Annotated in this window: 12 protein-coding genes; 5 read left to right on the top strand and 7 right to left on the bottom strand. The window is 36.5% G+C overall.

What is annotated here, in order from left to right; all coding sequences use genetic code 11:
- Window positions 1-24: 24 nt before the first annotated feature.
- The 4 genes from WJN01_RS05610 to WJN01_RS05595 form a co-directional block, all read right to left on the bottom strand.
- Window positions 25-2,700, bottom strand: a complete 2,676-nt coding sequence (locus tag WJN01_RS05610) for an AsmA family protein (RefSeq protein WP_445196154.1) — start codon at window positions 2,698-2,700, stop codon at window positions 25-27.
- Window positions 2,701-2,808: 108 nt separating this feature from the next.
- Window positions 2,809-3,513, bottom strand: coding sequence for a queuosine precursor transporter (locus tag WJN01_RS05605; RefSeq protein ID WP_445196153.1), 705 nt, complete (start codon window positions 3,511-3,513; stop codon window positions 2,809-2,811).
- 26 nt (window positions 3,514-3,539) lie between these two features.
- Window positions 3,540-4,274: a LytR/AlgR family response regulator transcription factor gene (locus tag WJN01_RS05600; protein WP_445196152.1), complete on the bottom strand. Its 735-nt coding sequence runs from the start codon at window positions 4,272-4,274 to the stop codon at window positions 3,540-3,542.
- Window positions 4,275-6,455 carry a histidine kinase gene (locus WJN01_RS05595; RefSeq protein WP_445196151.1) on the bottom strand — a complete coding sequence of 727 codons (2,181 nt, stop codon included), beginning with the start codon at window positions 6,453-6,455 and terminating at the stop codon, window positions 4,275-4,277.
- 247 nt (window positions 6,456-6,702) lie between these two features.
- On the opposite strand from WJN01_RS05595, the gene WJN01_RS05590 reads away from it, so the two are divergent.
- Complete coding sequence (locus tag WJN01_RS05590; RefSeq protein ID WP_445196150.1) at window positions 6,703-7,860, top strand: vWA domain-containing protein; 1,158 nt, start codon at window positions 6,703-6,705, stop codon at window positions 7,858-7,860.
- Window positions 7,861-7,928: 68 nt separating this feature from the next.
- Here the strand turns inward: WJN01_RS05590 and fsa are convergent, their stop codons facing one another.
- The 3 genes from fsa to WJN01_RS05575 form a co-directional block, all read right to left on the bottom strand.
- On the bottom strand, window positions 7,929-8,585 hold the full coding sequence (fsa, locus tag WJN01_RS05585; protein WP_445196149.1) for a fructose-6-phosphate aldolase: 657 nt from the start codon (window positions 8,583-8,585) through the stop codon (window positions 7,929-7,931).
- 6 nt (window positions 8,586-8,591) lie between these two features.
- Window positions 8,592-10,631, bottom strand: coding sequence for a transketolase family protein (locus tag WJN01_RS05580; RefSeq protein ID WP_445196148.1), 2,040 nt, complete (start codon window positions 10,629-10,631; stop codon window positions 8,592-8,594).
- Window positions 10,632-11,131: 500 nt separating this feature from the next.
- Window positions 11,132-13,993: a TonB-dependent receptor gene (locus tag WJN01_RS05575; protein ID WP_445196147.1), complete on the bottom strand. Its 2,862-nt coding sequence runs from the start codon at window positions 13,991-13,993 to the stop codon at window positions 11,132-11,134.
- 236 nt (window positions 13,994-14,229) lie between these two features.
- On the opposite strand from WJN01_RS05575, the gene aspS reads away from it, so the two are divergent.
- The 4 genes from aspS to WJN01_RS05555 all read left to right on the top strand — a co-directional run bounded on the left by aspS (window position 14,230) and on the right by WJN01_RS05555 (window position 20,399).
- On the top strand, window positions 14,230-15,984 hold the full coding sequence (aspS, locus tag WJN01_RS05570; protein WP_445196146.1) for an aspartate--tRNA ligase: 1,755 nt from the start codon (window positions 14,230-14,232) through the stop codon (window positions 15,982-15,984).
- Between the two features lie 45 nt (window positions 15,985-16,029).
- Complete coding sequence (locus tag WJN01_RS05565) at window positions 16,030-16,740, top strand: DUF6503 family protein (protein WP_445196145.1); 711 nt, start codon at window positions 16,030-16,032, stop codon at window positions 16,738-16,740.
- Between the two features lie 96 nt (window positions 16,741-16,836).
- Entirely contained in the window at window positions 16,837-18,603 is a 1,767-nt protein-coding gene (locus WJN01_RS05560) for an APC family permease (RefSeq protein WP_445196144.1), read from the top strand.
- A gap of 2 nt (window positions 18,604-18,605) precedes the next feature.
- Window positions 18,606-20,399 (top strand): chloride channel protein, encoded by a 1,794-nt coding sequence (locus WJN01_RS05555; protein ID WP_445196143.1) that lies wholly within the window; start codon window positions 18,606-18,608, stop codon window positions 20,397-20,399.
- The last annotated feature ends 43 nt before the right edge of the window (window positions 20,400-20,442 follow it).

Genomic DNA, 20,442 nt, shown 5'->3' with positions numbered 1-20,442 from the left:
TAGTGTATTCCCAATATCCAACTATTATTTCACAGTATCCTTTTTCTTTGCCGTACCAAACAAATTGCCCAATGCAGCTTTAACATTATTTACGGTTGTACCGGATTTGGTGCTATCTGTATCTTTTTTTGTTGTAGTGCCTTTTACAATATCACCCAAAACATCCTTAACAACATCGGCCTGATTTTGTTTAACAGAATCTGTTTTTGTATTGTTGGTTCCAATAACACCACTTATCAAGTCTTTTACTTTGTCCTTGCCTTGGTTAAGCAATTTTTGCTTCTCAATCTCAATAAGTTGTTGGGTTAGGTTTTTTACACCACCCGTCAAATCTGTTTTAACATTTGGAGAGGTAAAGTTCCCTGTAATATTTGCAGTAACAGGTATGGTGATTTTATTTACTTCTGCATCGTTTATTTTACCGATTAACCTATTTACTTCACTTCCCAAATATTTGGCGGGTACATTAAAAACAGCATTATAATCAACCGTTTTGTCAAAACCATGGGAGCCGGAAACAGTTATGCCAATATCTTTATATTTTAAATCGAATGGCTTTACGCTTACCTTTCCATTGGCAAATGAGAGATGGGTTTTTACGTCTTTTAAATCTAGTTCATCAAAATCAACAAAACTTAGGGCTCCTTCAAGTTTACTCAAAATTTGACTTTGGTCGGCACTTATTTTTGTTGTTAATAATTGCGCCAAGGCATCTCCAGAAATACTTTTTAAATCAGGTGAAAACTCATTGTCCAGATTTCCTGAAAGCTTAAGATTTGTATTTATTTTACCTTGGATTAATTTTGCAATTGGCGCAATATTTTGAAGCAACTCCATCTCCTTAAAAGATTTACCAATATCAAATCCGTCAGCACCCAGATTTAAGTTGAACGTAGGCACTTCGTTTTTTGTTGAAACATCTCCTGAAATAGACAAAGCACCATCAAAAATACTGGATGTCATGTTTTCAAGCCATACCTGTTGGTCCTTTATGTACAGTTTCCCGGTTACATCTTTTAAATTTAAATTATCATAAACAACAGTATTGGCACTGGCAGTAATCATGCATTCTAAAAAAGCGGGGATTTTCAAAGATTCCATATCACTGGTGGTTTTATTGTCCGCCGATTTTTCCTTATCCTCAGACATAAAATCGCTAATCTTAAATAAGTTGGATGTTACGTTGAAATTTCCTTTCAAAGTATTATCGCTCAACAAAAAGCCAAATAAATTTTTAATGGTACCTGTGGCGTTCAAATCGCTATCGCCAGTTCTGGCCTTAAAATTATTCAAGGTTACCGTTCCCGGATTAAAGGTCATATCCGCTTGTGAAATATGAATGGGGTTCACAATATCTTCTGATGAAAACACGAAATCGGTAACGCTAATAGCACCATTGTTCTTAATACGCTCGTAAGCGTTGGTTTCAATGGCATTCATGTCAAAAACCGTGTTTAATTTCCCTTTTAAAATACCACTCAATTGATTCTCCAATTCAACAGGATAAACCTTTGTAATATTCGCCAAGTTGATAACCCCATCAAGGTTGGCGCTTACCAGCATATTTTTGGTGATGTTTTTTAAAGTAGCTGAAGATTTAAACACATCATTATCTATCTTAAAATTAAGTGCGTTTATATCTACATAAGTATCATCAACATTCCCAGTTGCATTTTTTATGCTCGTATTAATGGTAATATTTTCAACACGTTTTGGCAAATCGGGGTATTTAAACGAGGCATTATTTGAGGTGATGCTTATGTCTAAAGTCGGGATAGTTTCATCGGTCACCATGCCTTTTATAATGCCCTTTACTTTAAAGTCGCCCGTCGTGTGAACATTCTCGATGTTTTTGGAATAGGTTTTCGGAATAACCGCCAAAAAGCTTTTAAAATGAGATTCTGGGTTTTCAAAAACAATGTCTATGTCTTGTCCGTTTTCAAGGAGTTGCACGTAACCTTGAAACTCTAGAGGCAAATCATTTATAAAGCCTTTATTTTCTTTAAACGTGTATTTGTTGTTGTTTAATTCCATACCAATCAAAGCATCCAATTTCACTGGGTTGTTGGACAAATAATTGGTACTATCCATTGAAAAGCTAACGTTGGCCTCACTTTTTGTATCCAATTCTGAAGCGTCAGCCGAAAATATCCCATGCCCAGAATGGTTCAACTCCGTAATGTAAATGGCCATGTTTGAAGCTTCATCTACATAACTAAATGCACTTTTATTTATGACATAATCTTCAACATCAAAAGCAAAACCACTACTTTCTGTGGCCGAATCTTCACCTCTTTCTTTTACAATATCATAATTTTCATTACCAAACTTGTCTGTTTTTAACGTCAACATGGCTTCATTAACCTTAATGGAATTTACTACAACAGGGCCATCGCTTGCTTTTTTAAAAAGTTCCTTAACAGACATGGTGAAAGAAATATTTTTTACCGTAGCTAAGGTTTCGTCTTTAAACGGCTCGAAATTGGTAATAACCAAATCTGAAACCCCCACATATGCTTGGGGAAAGCTTCTAATAAAGCTTAAACTAACATCGCTGAACTCTACTTGAGCGTTTAAGTTTTGGTTAATGAATCGCTTAACCATTTCCTTTATCTGACCTTGAAATGTAAAGGGTATGGTAAGCAATAGCGCCAAAATAATTAATATGGTTAGTCCTATAATTTTTAATGCTTTCTTCATGGGGTAGCGTTTGTAGAAATATACGTTATAAAAGGGTTTTGGGACGAAGTAAGTAAAAAGTTTAATAAAAATTTAACCAATGTGGTTATTTATTTCTGAACGAACATTTTAAAGCAAATCAATCTCTTCGTTATCCATTAAATTAAATCGTTTTTTGAATAAATATACACCCAAATACATAAAAGGTGTATCGCAAAGGGCAACAAAAACCTTAAACAAAAAGCCGCTGATTAAAAGCCCCTTAAAAAGACTCCACGGTAAAACCTTAAAAAGGCACAGAAGTAGCACAACTGACAACGTATCTACGAACTGGGATAGCCATGTGGAAAAGTTATTGCGCAACCAAAGATGTTTGCCCTTGGTAACCCTTTTCCAGAAATGGTAAATTTGAATATCTACAAACTGGGCACATAAATAAGCCGTCATACTTGCCCCAACAGCCAAAATAGTTCTACCAAAAACACTTGAAAAAAGGGTATCATCTATCGGCGAATCTGGAACTGCCGGAACGATATCGGCCACAAAAACAATTAAAACCGAAAAAAGAGACGCAAAAATACCTGTAACGACAACTTGATTTGCTCGTTTTTTTCCATAAATTTCACTGATTAAATCGGTAATCAAAAACGTGATGGGATAAGGCAAAATACCCACGGAAACAACAAACAGCTTACTTCCAAAAACCTCTACATCAAACGGGTACCAATAAAAAAACTTCTGGAAAATTAAATTTGAAACTACCAACGAGGTTATAAACAACGCACCTAAAAGCATGTAAATACGTTGGGCAGCAAGTTTGTCTTTAATGGACATATTAAAAATTGAGGTTGACTAATTAGTTACTTAAAATACGACAATAAATCCGATTTTTTTGAGGCTGAAACCATAATTTCCTTGCCATTGCTCAGGACGACGCTTCCACCCTTTCCTTTTACGTACTTTACTACTTCGTTAACATTCACCAAATAGGATTTATGTACCCGGGCAAAACTAACATCGCTTAGAGCTTCCTCAAAATATTTGAGGGTTTTGCTGACCAACTTTTTCTTATTGTTATTAAGGTAAATTTCTGTGTAATTATCATCGGCCTTGCAGTATAAAATATCTGCTGTGTTTAAAACTTCAAAACCATCAAGTTGGGGAATAGTGATTTTGCCATTTACGGCATTGGTTTTAGGCACTAGTACTTGACCTTGAAGCACGTTTTCTTTAATCTTGATTTCGGTTACATAATCCACTGCTTTGATGAGCTCATCTATTGAAATGGGTTTCATCAAATAATAGGAGGCATGGGCATTTAGAGCATCTATGGCGTAATGGTTATAGGCGGTAACAAAAATAGTTTCAAAATCAACATCACCAACTTTATCCAACAAGTCAAATGCGTTCCCGTATGGCATTTCTACATCCAGAAAAACCAAGTCTAAATCATTATTCCGTATTAAAACCAGGGCTTCCTCAACATTGGCCGCCTCTCCCAAAACAGTAACATTGGGGCAGTATTTTTTAAGATAGTTTTTTAGAATATCTCTGCTGGTTTCTTCGTCTTCTACTATTATGGAAGTTAGCTTCATTTAATCCTTTTTAAGCGTTACAATGATTTGAGTACCCGTGTCTTCTTCATCTTGAAAATCGTCAATAAACACATTTACTTTATCTTTATACATATCGTTGAGAATGGACACGCGCTTTTTAATATTGCCCATCCCTTTGGAATTTTGTTTTTGCTGATTTTCTGTTTTTAAAGCTTTTGATTTTTCACGCCCGATACCATCATCTGAAATAGTAATTTTTATTTCATCATGTTGAATTTGTTCAATAGAAATTTTTAAAAGACCCTTGGTTTTTTTGTAACGCAACCCATGCCAAACGGCATTTTCTATATAGGGCTGCAATAGCATAGGCGGAATAACGAAATCCTGCAAATTGATGTTTTCATCAACTTCAATGGAATAATCAAATTTATCCTTAAATCTAAAATGCTCCAACTTGGTGTACAATTTTAATAGCTCGATTTCCTTTTCCAACGAAATAAAATCTTCCTCACTGTTCTCCAAAACGGCGCGCATCAATAATGAAAAATCGGTTAAATATTTATTTGCCGTTCGTTCGTCGTTTGAAGCAATAAAACTATTTACTGAATTTAAGGCATTGAAGATGAAATGCGGATTCATTTGGCTTCGCAAACTTTTTAGAGCCAATAGATTGTTTGCCAAACGCTGTTGTTTGATGTATTTAAACATTAAAAATGAGGCAATAAGCAACAATAAAACGCCTCCAATCAATGAATAGATGATTAGTTTTTGACGCTTTGATTGCTCCAAGGAAAGCTCATATTTGCTTTCGGAAAGTTCGCGTTCGCCCTCCAAACTAGATATTCTGTTTTGTTTACTGACTATATCCTTACTAAATCTGGCAGCTTGCGACAATTCTTGCTCCTTAAGCACAACCAGTTCATCAACCAAGTCAACATAATTTTGATAAGCGGTTAAAGCTTTATCAAATTGTCCAGCATCTCTATACACTTCAGACAACTTTCTTGTGGCATCTTTTTGAACAATCAAATCCTTTTTAACATTGGCTTCCTCAATACTTTTTTCAAGATATGAAATGGCATTACCAAAATCGTTTTGCGAGGCGTAGGCATTTCCTATTTTGTAGTTTTGTTGTTGAGGCGTTAAGGCACTTTCATTGCTTAATTCAGATTCACTTTCTATCTCGTTAATGGCGTTTAACGCTTCTTTTCTCAGCTCAATTTCATCTGAAAAATCATTTATTTCTCCCTTAAAATCTGCCACTTTTAGCTTTTCCTCAACAGCCCTTTTTTTGCTTTCGGTATTTGCCAGTTTCATTGATTTATTAAAAAAGGATTCTGCTTTATCAACTTCACCTTTAGCTTTATAAGCTTGAGCAATCTTAGAATTGAAATCGGTAATTTTGGGTGTGATTAAATGTTTTTGCGCCACGGCTAAACCAGCCTCAAAGGCATCTATGGCCTGTTGGTAGGCTTTGGTTAAAAGATGTACATCCCCCAATCCCTCATACAATTCTGTGAGTTGCCAATTGGACAAATTATTTTTATTGATGCCGTTGAAAACTTCAAGACTTTCTTGATAGTTCTTATTGAGTTTGTAAGCATTGGCCAATTTTAGGCTGACCACGTTTGCATTCCTATTTTGAAGGCTTATTCGGTAATTGGAAACAGCCAAATCATACTGCTTCCAATACATATAAATGTCTCCCAAAACCTCATAGGCTTCACCATTTTCTTTGGTAGACGAACTTTCCACCAAAGCATCGGCGACAAACTGAATACTTTTTTTTGCGTCTTTTTTCAAATAGGATCCCGCGGAATCAATCAATGCATTGAAGCTTTCTGTTTTTGAATATCTTGATGTTTTTTTGAATTTTGAGTATTGTTCTTCTTCCCGATTGGGCTGCACTTCAACCCGAATACGCTCATCACTTTTTATGATATAAACCACCGTTTCAAAATCTTTGTGCTTAATGGTCAGTTCGTCCCCAACTCTTGCTTGAATTCTAAAATCACCCAGAAAATCAGTGGTTGTGTACGCCCCTCCGTTCACCTCAATATTTACATGAGGTATTGGTTTTCTTGTATCACTTTCCACCACTGAACCACGTACCGTAAAACTAGGGGCTTCATTGGCGCGCAATAAACCATTCTGCCCGAACAATACAACACTGTAAAACGACAGACACAAAACACATAAATATTTAACAAATCGCTGCATGTGGCCCTTTATAATAGCTAAACATACGCACTTTACTTGATTTATTAAAATGAAGATTTTATAACCCGATAGGTTTTTTGCTCATAAAAATGTGGTTAACGAATTTATTGGGCTTGTTGACTAATTGAAATTGCCATTTCACTCATTCCGCTTTTTTTAAGAACTAAGTTGATATTAATTTTAGGATGTCAATATTTATAAAAATAACAACTGACAAAATTCACATCAATTTAAAAACGCAAAAATCATGAAAACACAAATCAAAACCCTTTTGTTGTGCATCACCTTAATTGGATTTATGTCCTGCAACGCCAATAACAAAAAACAAGACATTGCAAAAAATGAAGTAGCAACCTTGCATCCAGAACCCAGCAAACAGTACATTAAGGTTGCCTTACTTTTGGACACAAGCAATAGCATGGACGGACTGATAGACCAAGCAAAGGCGCAGCTATGGGATATTGTAAACGAGCTTTCATACGCCAAATGTGGAAACCAAAAACCAAATTTACAAATAGCTTTATATGAATACGGAAATGATAATTTGAGTAGTCGTGAAGGTTACATCAGACAAGTTTTAGCATTTAGCGATGATTTGGATGACATCTCTAAAGAGTTATTTTCATTGACAACCAATGGGGGTGAAGAATACTGCGGACAGGTGATTCAAACATCATTAAACCAATTGGACTGGGGCAAAAACCCAGATGACCTAAAACTCATTTTTATTGCAGGAAACGAACCTTTCACCCAAGGAAAAACAAACTATAAAGATGCTTCTGCAAACGCAAATGAAAAAGATGTTACCATCAATACCATTTTTTGTGGCGACTATAACCAAGGGGTTTCAACATATTGGAAAGACGGTGCCCGATTAACAAATGGCAATTATATGGCCATAAACCAAAATCGCGCAACTGTTCATATCGCATCACCTTATGACGATGAAATCTTGATCTTAAACAAAAAATTAAACAAAACATATGTTGCCTATGGTCAAAAAGGAAAAGAGAAAATGGAAATGCAAGCAGAACAAGATATGAACGCAGGTACTTACAGTAAAGCCAATGCCGTAAAGAGAACGGTGAGCAAGAGTTCGCACCTCTATAAAAACAAAACTTGGGACTTAGTCGATGCTGTAGAAGAAAAAGAAGTGATAATTGAGGATATTGATGAAGAAGCCCTTCCCTCAGAATTAAAGGGGAAAACAAAAGAGGAAATTAAAAGCTATGTTGGTGAAAAAAGTAAAGAACGCGAAGCCATTCAAAAGCAAATAAATGAATTAAACGCCAAGCGCAAAGAGTATGTTTTAAAACAACAAAAAGAAAATACTAACGGACTTGAAAATGCCATGATTAAAGCCATAAAAGAACAGGCCAAGAATAAAAAATATAGTTTTCAGTAATGGTTGATAACAAAAAAAGCTTCTCAGAAACTGAGAAGCTTTTTTATTGCTTTTATACCAAAAGGTTATTATTGATTCCCTTTTTTATAGTCTTCCAAAAACTTAGCTAAACCAATATCAGTTAAAGGATGTTTCAACAATCCTGTAATTGATGATAATGGTCCTGTCATAACATCACTACCAATTTTTGCACAATCAATAACGTGCATGGTGTGACGGATAGAAGCTGCTAAAATTTGTGTTTGGTAACCATAGTTATCATAAATCTGTCTGATTTCTGCAATAAGGTTTAAACCATCGGTACAGATATCATCCAATCTTCCCAAAAATGGCGAAACATAAGTTGCACCTGCTTTGGCCGCCAATAAAGCTTGACCAGGAGAGAATACCAAAGTTACATTGGTTCTAATACCTTTATCTGTAAAGTATTTACATGCTTTAATGCCATCGGCAATCAATGGCAATTTAACCACAATTTGTGGGTGAAGGGCAGCTAATTCTGTACCTTCCTTTACCATACCCTCAAAATCTGTTGCAATTACCTCTGCACTAACGTCTCCTTCAACAATGTCGCAGATTTTTTTGTAGTGTGCCAAAATATTTGCAGCACCTGTAATACCTTCTTTAGCCATTAATGATGGGTTGGTTGTAACACCATCTAATACACCTAATGCTTGTGCTTCTGCAATCTCGTTTAGGTTGGCCGTGTCAATAAAAAATTTCATAATATCTTAGTTTTGTTGTGTTTTTAAATATGCTAATACTTCTTTGCTTACTTTTTCACCAGTAAAGCCAAATTTCTCGTCTAATACATTTGCAGGAGCCGAGTAACCAAAATGGTCTAAGCCAAATACTTTTCCGTTATCGCCAACCAAACCTTCTAAATTTACTGGCAATCCAGCGGTTAAACCGAACAATGGCTTATTTTTCGGAACAACGCTATCTTGATAGCTTTTAGGTTGAAGTCTGAACAAACCTTCAGAAATCACTGAAGCAATACTCACTTTCAATCCGTTTTCTGCTTCCAAAATTTCAGCAGCTGCTACCAAAGTTGAAACTTCAGATCCATTGGCAATTAAAACCACATCTGGATTTTCAACTTCTTTAACCAAATAACCTCCATTTTCAGAAGCCAGTGCTTCATTATATCTAGAACCCTTAGCAGGAATATCTTTTATGTTTTGTCTTGAAAGAATTAAACCACTTGGTGTTGATTTATTTTCTAAAGCCATCTTCCAAGCAACAGTTGTTTCGGCTGAATCTGCTGGGCGCAGGGCTAAGAAACTTGATTTGCCACTATGGTTTTTAAGTTTTTCCAACAAACGCAATTGTGCTTCTTGCTCAATTGGCTGATGTGTTGGTCCGTCTTCACCCACACGGAATGCATCGTGCGTCCATACATATTTTACTGGTAATTCTTGGATACAGCTTAAACGTATAGCAGGTTTCATGTAATCAGAAAACACGAAGAATGTAGCCACAACAGGAATAACACCACCGTGCAAGGCCAATCCGTTGGCAATGGCTGCCATAGTTAACTCGGCAACACCTGCTTGCAAGAAGGAACCACTAAAATCACCTTTTTGAAGTGAATGCGTCTTTTTCAAGAATCCATCGGTTTTATCACTATTGGATAAATCTGCAGAAGACACAATCATGTTTTCTACGTTTTCAGCCAAATAAGCCAAAACTCCAGAAGATGCAGCTCTAGATGCCAATCCTGCTTTATGCTCGATAGAAGCAAAATCCAAATTTGGCAATTTTCCTGAAAGGAAGAAATCTAATTTATCTGAAAGCGCTTTGTTCGCGGATTTCCAAGCTGCTATCTCAGCTTTTTTCTCAGCTGCTTTTGCCTCTTTTTTCTTTAATAAATCTGAGTAAAACGCTTGAACATCATCAAAAATATCAAAAGGACTCTCAGGATTTGCACCTAAGTTTTCCAATGTTTTTGCATAATCAGCACCAGTGTGTCCAATTGGCTGTCCATGCAGTTCGCAATGTCCCTCAAACATACTACCATCAGCAGCAACGGCACCTTTACCCATGATGGTTTTACCAATAATTAAGGTTGGTTTCTCAGTTTCATTGTTGGCATCGGTCAATGCTTTTCTGATTTCATCATGGTTATGACCATCAATGGTTACTACTTTCCATCCCCATGCTTTGTATTTCATAGCGGTATCTTCCGTAGTTACTTCATCAGTAGAAGTTGATAATTGAATATCGTTAGAATCAAAAAACATGATAAAGTTGCTCAAACCTAAATGGCCTGCAATTCTACCCGCACCTTGTGAAATTTCCTCTTGAACACCACCGTCAGAAATGAAACCATAAATTTTGTGGTTCATCCAATCTCCAAATCTAGCCTGTAAAAACTTAGCTGCAATAGCTGCACCAATACCCATGGTGTGACCTTGTCCCAATGGTCCTGAAGTATTCTCAACACCGCGTTTTACATCAACTTCTGGATGGCCTGGCGTAATAGAACCCCATTGCCTAAAGTTTGCAACATCATCTTTTTTGTAATTACCCAACAAGTAATACTGGGCATACATCAAGGTTGACAAATGGCCTGCGTCCATAAAAAATCGGTCTCTAAATGGCCACTCCATATCTGATGGGTCATAATTAAAGAACTCAGAATATAAAATATGCATGAAATCTGCACCGCCCATAGGGCCACCTGGATGCCCCGAATTTGCTTTTTCTACCATGGCCACAGCTAATGCTCTAATATTATCTGCTGCTTGTTGATCTACTTTTTTGTTCATTTTTTAGTTACGATTAGTCTATGTTAACTTGTAATTTTTTACCTCTTTGTGATACCTAAAATTGGTCGATTTGCAAAACTAAAACATTTTATCCAAACCCTTTTCTTTATTATAGATTATATCACCTCAAACCACTACAACTCATAATTGTTGGCAAATATACAATAATTTTTTACAAGTGTAAAAAAAACACTTGTTATTTGTAATGCAACTATTGTCAATTGCGAAATTCTTAGAAATTAAGCTTTTACAATATTATTTTGAAATGAATTTGCCTATCTATTGAAAAAATTATGGTTACTTCATATTTGGATATTGCATTTGATTGATGTTTTGAAATGAAATCTAATTTTTTGCAACTGAAACTTGCCTTTTTTATACCGTTATCCATAACATCAAATCCCAAACGAAAAAGGTTGCAACGGCATTATTTTATACTGTTGCAACCTATTGGTTAATTTTAAAAACTGATTTAAAATCAGTTAATTTTTGAATCTATCTTACTTTAATTTAAAGCTTAATCTGGCGAACAAGAAACGGCCGCCAATACCAAATTGTTGTGAGCGTCTTGACCAATCAAAACGTCCATCACTTCTATTAGCTTGTATGGCACGGTCTGGAAACACATCCAATAAGTTATTGGCACCAACAGTCAAGGTTAAGCTTTCTGACATATTATAACCAAGTGACAAATCAGTAACCAGTTTCGAGCCGTATACTTGTTGATTAGCAACATTGGTAGTCGCTTCAGAAACTTCACCAAACCATACATTTCTCAAGAACACATTAAAATTGCCCGATGTTAAACTATTGGTTAAATTAACCTTTGTTCTAGGAACGGCCTCTTCCAAATATATTCTGCTATCTTCGGGGAAATATGTTCCAACCAAACCAGCATCCTCCAATACTTTTGAAGCTTTAATATCTCCAACTCGTTTGGTTTTGGAAAATGTTCCTGATAAATCAGATTTTAATTGTGCGTTTGTTCCAATATTTGTTCTATGAGTTAACACTACATCCAAACCTTTTGACTCTGTATCTATGGCATTTGCGAAGAACGATGCAGCAGATGCATTGGCTTGGGAAAGCAAATTATCCAATTCTGTACCTGTTCCTGGACCAGCAAATTGGCCAGTATATACCACTCTATCATCTATAGCAACAAAGTAACCATCAACAGTAACTGTTAAATTTGCATCGGGAACTTTTGCGGTAAAACCTAAACTTACACTTCTAGACGTCTCCTCTTTCAACTGAGGAATCCCCAACAGTTTGGCTGCTCGGCTATCGTTTGAAAACGTTCCAACCTCAACAGGGATACCATCTTGAAATATTGTTGAAGTAGAATTAAAATTTAACTGGTGTAAAGAAGGTGCCCTAAATCCAGTATTAAATGCCGCCCTAATATTTAAATCTTCGCTTGCCTTTAAACGAGTTGCCAATTTAAAATTAATTGTAGAACCAAAATCGGAGTAATTTTCAAAACGCGTTGCAAAACTTGCCAAGAATGTTTCGGAGAAATCTGCTTCCAAATCAAAATACCCAGCGACACTTGATCTATCTCTAGATAATTCATTGGCAGGACTAAAACCAGGGAATACCTGAGAGCCACCTGGCCTTCCAGCTCCAAAGAAATCTACTGATGGGCTTTGTGTTGGTAAAGTAATTAACTCACCTGCTTGGGTGTACTGCCCATAAGAAGGTTCTTCTCCCGCTACTATTTCATAGTTTTCAAGTCTATACTCAGCACCAAAAGCTACGTTAAGACCATTTAAAATATCATCGAAAAACTGGTTAATATCTAGGTTAACCGTATTTTGCATAAAGCTAAAACCTCCAGCATCAAAAGTAGTTGGTGATGCCTTTTGCATTGATGCGTTAAAGGTATTGCCAATGGTATATAAAAATTCGTTTTTTCCCCAGGTATTACTAAAGTCAACATTCCATCCATTTACTTCACCTCTAATACCTGCACCAATAGATTTATCGGTAATGGTAGAGTTTATTTCAGGAAGAAACCCATTAATGTATGCGGGAGTATAAGTTCTACTTTGATTTGGCAACCTGTAGAAACCAGCAGAATTTCCTTTTCTAGAACTGGCACCAGCAAAAGAATACAGTTCCGTACCATCTTCGTCTAGAGGTAAGGCCATATTGGCGAAAAAGCGACCACCACGAACTTCAGATTGCCCAACACGCATATTGAAATCACTTCTTGTCAATCCTCTGGCAGCCAATTCAGCAGTTGTATTATCTGCATTTAAAATATTTTGCAAATCTGCTTTAGTAGCATTGGGATCTAAACTTAATCCTGCAGCGTTACCGTATTGGATAACATCAGCTACATCATCATCTAACAAATTGGATAAATTGTAACCATCGTTGTTAGCAAAACGTTCAACGGTATTATAGAGGTTAAAAATAGTACCTTCCCATTCTTTCATACGGCTGTAGTAATCTCTGTAATCAAAGTCTCCAGTAAAATTAATAAAGCCACCTTTATCACCTAAAGCCAACCCATAATTGGCACTCACATTAACCGTTTCCCCATCAACACCACCAGTTTGGTCATTGGCATTTTCGCTAAAATGGGCTCCAGATGTAACATTTAAAGTCAGTTCGTCTACATTATCATTCAATACAATATTGATGACACCAGCAATAGCATCAGAACCATATTGCGCAGCTGCACCATCCCTCAATACCTCAAGCCTTTTAATGGCTCCTGAAGGAATGGAGTTTAAATCGGTACCAACGCTTCCTCGACCAAAAGTACCATTAACATTAACTAAAGAGGAATTATGCCTACGTTTACCATTGATAAGTACCAAAACCTGATCTGGCCCTAAACCTCTTAATGAAGCAGGATCTATATGGTCTGTACCATCAGAAATGGTTTGGGTATTTGAGGTGAACGACGGTGCTGTGAAATTCAAAATCTGATTCAAATTTACTTGTGGGCCAGCCGTTGTTAGTTCAGCAACGTCAATAACATCAACCGGAACTGGTGTATCAATGGCCGTTCTACTTGGATTTCTAGATCCAACCAGCACAACAGTTTCTAGAGCAACCCCAGACTTCAAGGTAACATTCAATGTTCGTCCCGATACCGTAATGGACTGCGTATCGAATCCAACGTAAGAGAAAATCAAAATATCACCATTGTTTGCTTCAATGGAATAATTACCATCAAAATCAGTAGTAGTTCCTTTGGTGGTACCTTTAAGCACAACGGTAACACCTGGCAAAGGCTCCGAATTATCGTCTTTTACTGTACCAGACACCTCTTGTGCCAAAACAAAATTTGATGCTCCAAAAAACATCAAAAGCATAATAACCTTAACTGTTAAATGTTTAATCATAATACAAATATTTAGAGTTAGTATTACAATATATGCATATAAATTAGCTTTTTACCAAAATTCACTGACTTTTTAACAATAAAATTGAAAATTCCACAGTTTTAAAAATTAAGATTTCTTAAGAATAATTAAAAGAAGTTGTACGCAAAACACCAGTAAAAAAAGACAGTAAAAAAAGACAGTAAAAAATTTAATCTCAATTGTAAATCCTTAAATTTGCACATCAAAATTTGAATATGTACCGAAGTCATAATTGTGGCGAATTAAGAGCGTCACATATAAAAACAGAAGTTACTTTAGCAGGTTGGGTTCAAAAATCAAGAGATAAAGGTTTTATTGTTTGGGTAGATTTACGCGACCGTTACGGTATTACACAATTGGTTTTTGATGAAGAGCGCACTTCTAAAAGTTTAATTGAACAGGCCCAAAACTTAGGGCGCGAATATGTCATTCAAGTAACAGGAATGGTTATAGAACGCGCTTCCAAAAATCCAAATATTCCTACCGGAGATATTGAAATATTAGTTTCAGAATTAAATATTTTAAACGAAGCTAAATTGCCGCCCTTTACCATTGAGGACAAAACGGACGGCGGTGAAGATATCCGAATGAAATATCGTTATTTGGATATTCGCCGTAACCCTGTGAAAAATAATTTGATTTTTAGGCATAAGGTAACCCAAGAGGTTAGAAATTATCTTTCCAAAGAAGGGTTTATAGAAGTTGAAACCCCTTATTTAATCAAATCCACTCCAGAAGGTGCGCGCGATTTTGTCGTACCATCAAGAATGAACGAAGGTCAATTTTATGCTCTTCCGCAATCACCGCAAACCTTTAAACAGCTTTTGATGGTTGGTGGCATGGACAAATATTTTCAAATTGTAAAGTGCTTCAGGGATGAAGATTTACGTGCCGACAGACAACCAGAATTCACTCAGATAGACTGCGAAATGTCCTTTATTGAACAAGAGGACATTTTAAATGCCTTTGAAGGCTTAACACGCCATTTGTTGAAAGAAATTAATGGTGTGGAAATTGAGAAATTCCCAAGGATGCTTTATGACGATGCCATGAGATTATACGGAAACGACAAGCCCGATATTCGTTTTGGTATGCAGTTTGGCGAGCTAAATGAAGTGGCCCAACATAAAGATTTTGCCATTTTTAATTCAGCTGAATTGGTAGTTGGCATTGCGGTTCCTGGCGGAAATGCATATACCAGAAAAGATATAGATAAATTAATTGATTGGGTTAAACGCCCTCAAATTGGGGCATTGGGCATGGTTTATTGCCGCTGCAATGAGGATGGCTCATATAAATCATCTGTTGACAAGTTTTATGATGAAGCCGATTTGGCCAAATGGGCAGAAGTTACTGGGGCTAAAGCAGGCGATTTAATATGTGTTCTTTCAGGCGACACCAACAAAGTGCGCACGCAACTTAGCGCCCTTAGAATGGAAATGGCAGAACGTTTAGGTTTGCGCAAACCCGATGAATTCGCTCCATTATGGGTTATGGATTTCCCACTTCTGGAATGGGATGAAGAAACTGAGCGCTATCACGCCATGCACCACCCATTCACCTCGCCCAAACCAGAGCAATTGGAATTATTAAAAACCAATCCTGGTGCCGTAAAGGCCAATGCATACGATTTGGTATTGAATGGAAATGAAATTGGCGGTGGTTCCATAAGAATACACGATAAGGAAACCCAATCGTTAATGTTCGATTATTTAGGGTTTACACCCGAAGAAGCTAAAGCACAGTTCGGATTTTTAATGGATGCTTTTCAATATGGCGCACCACCTCATGGCGGGCTGGCTTTTGGGCTAGACCGATTGGTTGCTATTTTGGGCGGACAAGAAACCATTCGTGATTTTATTGCATTCCCAAAAAACAATGCAGGTCGTGATGTAATGATTGATGCACCAGCACCAATAGATGATGAACAATTGGAAGAGCTAAGTTTAAAACTCAACTTAAAACCATAGAACTTTAAATCCCGCATTGGCGGGATTTTTTAGTACTTTTAGTTAATGAAAAAAAATCTTCTTTTAATATTTATTCTGTATACCCCTCTATTATTTAGCCAAGAGCTTACAGGAACTCAATTATTAAAAAAAGCTATACAATATCACGACCCAAATGGGAATTGGAAAACTTTTGACGGACAATTGTTCATTACTATGGAAATTCCTAAAAAGCCCAATCGAGACAGCCGCATCATTATAAACTTACCCAAACAACAGTTTTCAATAAAATCAACTGTTGGTGAAAAAGTTACGCAATACATCATTGAAAAGGATAGTGTGTCTATTATTTTTAATGGGAACAGTAAACCTTCAAAGGAAATTTTGGAAGAAAATCGTTTAAGTAAATCTCGAGCAAAACTACTGAAAAACTATTACACCTACCTCTATGGCTTACCTATGAAATTAAATGACCCTGGCACCATTATACACGAAAAAGTTGAAAGTAAAACGTTTAAGGGTAAAAACTATTGGGTCTTGAAGGCTTCATATAAAAAAGAAGTCGGCAATGATACTTGGCATTTCTATTTCAACAAGGATAATTACGCCATGGAAATGTACCAGTTTTATCATGATGAATCTAAAAATGATGGGGAATATATTTTGCTATCTGGTGAAGAATTGGTTAATGATATCAAAATGCCAAAAATTAGGGCATGGTATAAAAATGGCGACAATACTTATTTGGGCACCGATATTTTAAAATCATTAGAATAAGAATTAAATGGCTTTTGAAATTTACACTCTCAGCATCTTGGTGGATTTTTTTACAAGATTAAACTCTAGCCTAACCTACTTAAAAACTGTAACGATTTGGAAACTAAAATTCATAAAAAACTAAATGAACTAGAATCCACGGCTATTTGCGGTAACGATATTAGCTCATCCGTTCTTTACGTATCTGCATTGGCCATAGCATACGCCGGTCAATACGCCTGGATAACATTGCTCATTGTTTCTGGGGTGTTGTTTTTATTTAGAAGAATTTATGGTGAAGTAGTTGGTGCATTACCTCTTAATGGAGGGGCTTATAATGCATTGCTCAACACAACAAGCAAATTCATGGCGTCAATCGCAGCAACACTTACCATTTTATCTTACATGGCAACCGCTGTTATTTCGGCAAATGAAGCCATCCATTATCTGCACCACCTCTTTCCTGCCATGCCAATCATTATAGCAACTATTTGCCTTTTAAGCGTTTTTGCTATACTGACCATAGCTGGTATAACCGAGTCTGCAAGAGTAGCCATTGGCATCTTTTTATTTCATTTAATTTCTTTATTGATTTTGAGTGGTTTTATCATTTTCACTCTGTTGAATAATGGTGTGGACATTTTTTTCAGCAATTGGAATTTACCCACTAAAGAAGGCGGTATTATGATTGCTATTTTTTTAGGTTTTTCGGCATCTATGCTTGGTGTTTCTGGTTTTGAGAGTTCGGCAAACTTTGTTGAAGAACAACAACGAGGAGTTTTTCCAAAAACGTTGAGAAATATGTGGGCCATTGTAAGTGTTATCAATCCATTAATGGCTGTGTTTGCCTTGGCTTTGTTTGCTCTTCCCGTTTTACAAAGTGATGCCTACCAAAACACCCTTTTGATTGAAATGGCATCTTATGTTGGAGGAAATTGGGTCGCCATACTTATTTCAATTGATGCATTTTTAGTGCTAAGCGGTGCTGTATTAACGAGCTTTGTTGGTGTTTCTGGGTTACTGGAACGCATGACATTAGATAGAATTATGCCACAATTCTTTTTGAAAAAGAACAAAAGAGGAAGTTCTTACCGCATCATCATCATGTTTTTTATCCTATCGGTTTCGGTACTGCTCATAACCCAAGGCGAAGTGATTCTGTTGGCTGGCGTTTACACTATTTCTTTCCTATCGGTTATGGCGCTTTTTGGCATTGGCAATATTTTACTTAAAGTAAAACGAGGCACTTTGCCGCGGCCTGAACGAGCCCGATGGATATCTGTTTTTATTGCAATTACAGGGGTCATAATTGCCTTATTGGGCAACATTACCATGGAACCCAAAGATGGGCAACCCAGTAACTTAACAGTATTTTTGGATTACTTTATTCCGTTCTTGCTCTTTATTATTTTTATGCTGAACCGTACCGCTGTTCTAAAACTTTTATTGCGGTTCATTCATTACGTATTTGACCCTCTGAGAAAACTTGTTTTAAACTTCGACAGAAAAGTCATTTCACTAATCAATGAAATTAACGCCCAAGAATTTGTTTACTTCACTAAAGGAGATAACATTGCGGCTTTAAATAAGGTTATGCTTTATGTAAAAAAGAATGAGCATACCAAAAGAATAAAAATTGTCCATATTCATGAGAAGGGAAAAGAGGTGCCAAAAAACCTAGAAACCGAGGTGGATTTTTTAGACCGGGAATACCCCGAAATTAAATTGGAACTCATAATTCAGGAAGGTGAATTTAATCCTGAACTGATTAGAACCTTGTCGGAAAAATGGAGAATCCCAATTAACTTTATGTTTATCGGTTCGCCTGGAGACAAATTCAGCTATAAAGTTGAGGAGCTAGGCGGCGTAAGGCTTGTTATTTAAATATGAATTCCAGACCACTTTTAAAAAAATTCCTGATTTGGCGTGCGAAGCACATTTCCAACAGGCAATTTGTTTATATACTAAGTATTGTCATTGGTTTTACCTCGGGTATCGGTGCTGTAGTATTAAAAAACCTCACACACTTTATTCAGCATTTACTGGAAAACAAACTCATTACCTATTATCACCATGCCTTTTATTTTTTATTTCCAATTTTAGGATTGACCATTGTTTATCTCATTATGAAATATGTGATAAAACAGAAAGTTAGCCATGGTATTCCTTCAACGCTCTATGCCATTTCCAAGCGAAAAGGCATTATGAAACGGTTTCAAATGTATGGCTCCATCTTAACAGCGCCTATTACTGTTGGGTTTGGTGGTTCAGTAGGATTGGAAGGGCCTACCGTTGCAACAGGAGCGGCATTGGGATCTAACATTTCCAGAATGTTCCATATGAACCAAACCAATCGCAACCTGCTTATTGGTTGTGCCGCTGCTGGAGCTATGAGTTCCATTTTTAAAGCACCAATTGCAGCCTTGATTTTTGCCATTGAGGTGTTTAGTTTGGATTTAACGGTTGCATCATTGCTGCCATTATTATTTGCCTCATTATCTGCTATATTGACTTCTTATTTTTTCTTCGGGGATGACATTATTCTGCCTTTTAGAATAGAAGACAAATTCTACATCAATGACGCCCCTTTTTATATTTTATTGGGTGTTGTTGCAGCATTTGTTTCCATTTATTTCACCGAAGTTTATGATAGAATCCATACCTTTTTTGATAAAATTAAATCCCCAATAAAAAAGTTAATTGTTGGCGGTATTGGCATAGGCATTTTGGTATTTTTTGTGCCACCTCTTTATGGTGAAGGGTTTGATGTAATAAATAATTTGATTGTTGGCAATCCAGAAGTTGCGCTAAAAAACAATCTGTTTCATTTAGATTTAAATAACGTTTGGATAGTGATTTTACTTCTGGCAGGACTCATGTTTTTTAAAATAATTGCCAGTTGCCTAACCTTTGGTGCCGGAGGTGTTGGCGGTATTTTTGCTCCTGTGCTTTTTATGGGAAGCATTATGGGCAATTGTTTGTCTAAAATCATCAACAACTGTGGTTTGTTTGGCTCTCCTATTTCCGAAAGCAATTTCACACTTGTGGGCATGGCAGGACTGTTGGCAGGCGTTCTGCATGCTCCGTTAACAGCAATTTTCCTCATTGCAGAACTTACTGGTGGATACGAACTTTTTATCCCGTTAATGCTTACTGCGACCATTTCATTCTCCATTACCAAATACTATAAAAAACACTCGGTTTATAACATGGAATTAGGAAGAAAAGGCGAACTTATAACCCATGATAAAGACCATGCCGTTTTAACTTTGATGGATATTGATAAGGTTATTGAGACCAATTTTATTTCCATTACTCCAGAAATGAACTTGGAAGAAATTGTTCAAAAGGCGGTTATACGGTCAAAGCGAAATATTTTTCCCGTTGTAAAAAAGGAAACTAAAAAATTAGTTGGCATTATTCTGTTGGACGATTTACGCCCTATTATGTTTGACCAATCTTTGTACCATAAGGTAGATGCCACGGAAGTGATGCAAAAACCACCTGCCATTATAGATTTGGATACGGATAAAATGACCGATATCATGCGCAAGTTCCAAGACAGCGGTGCATGGAATTTACCAGTTACCAAAAATGGGATTTATCATGGATTTATTTCAAAATCTAAATTATTGACCTCCTACCGTCGTCAATTAATTACACTTCAGGTTAATTCCTGAAATTAAACGCTATTTTAGAAGTAACTATTTAGTATTTTTATCA

Origin of the sequence: Tamlana sedimenti (assembly GCF_038148895.1) — a bacterium.
In the GTDB taxonomy this organism is placed as follows: domain Bacteria; phylum Bacteroidota; class Bacteroidia; order Flavobacteriales; family Flavobacteriaceae; genus Tamlana.
Note: the sequence above shows the minus strand (reverse complement) of the source record. Positions and strands in the feature narration are given on the sequence as shown.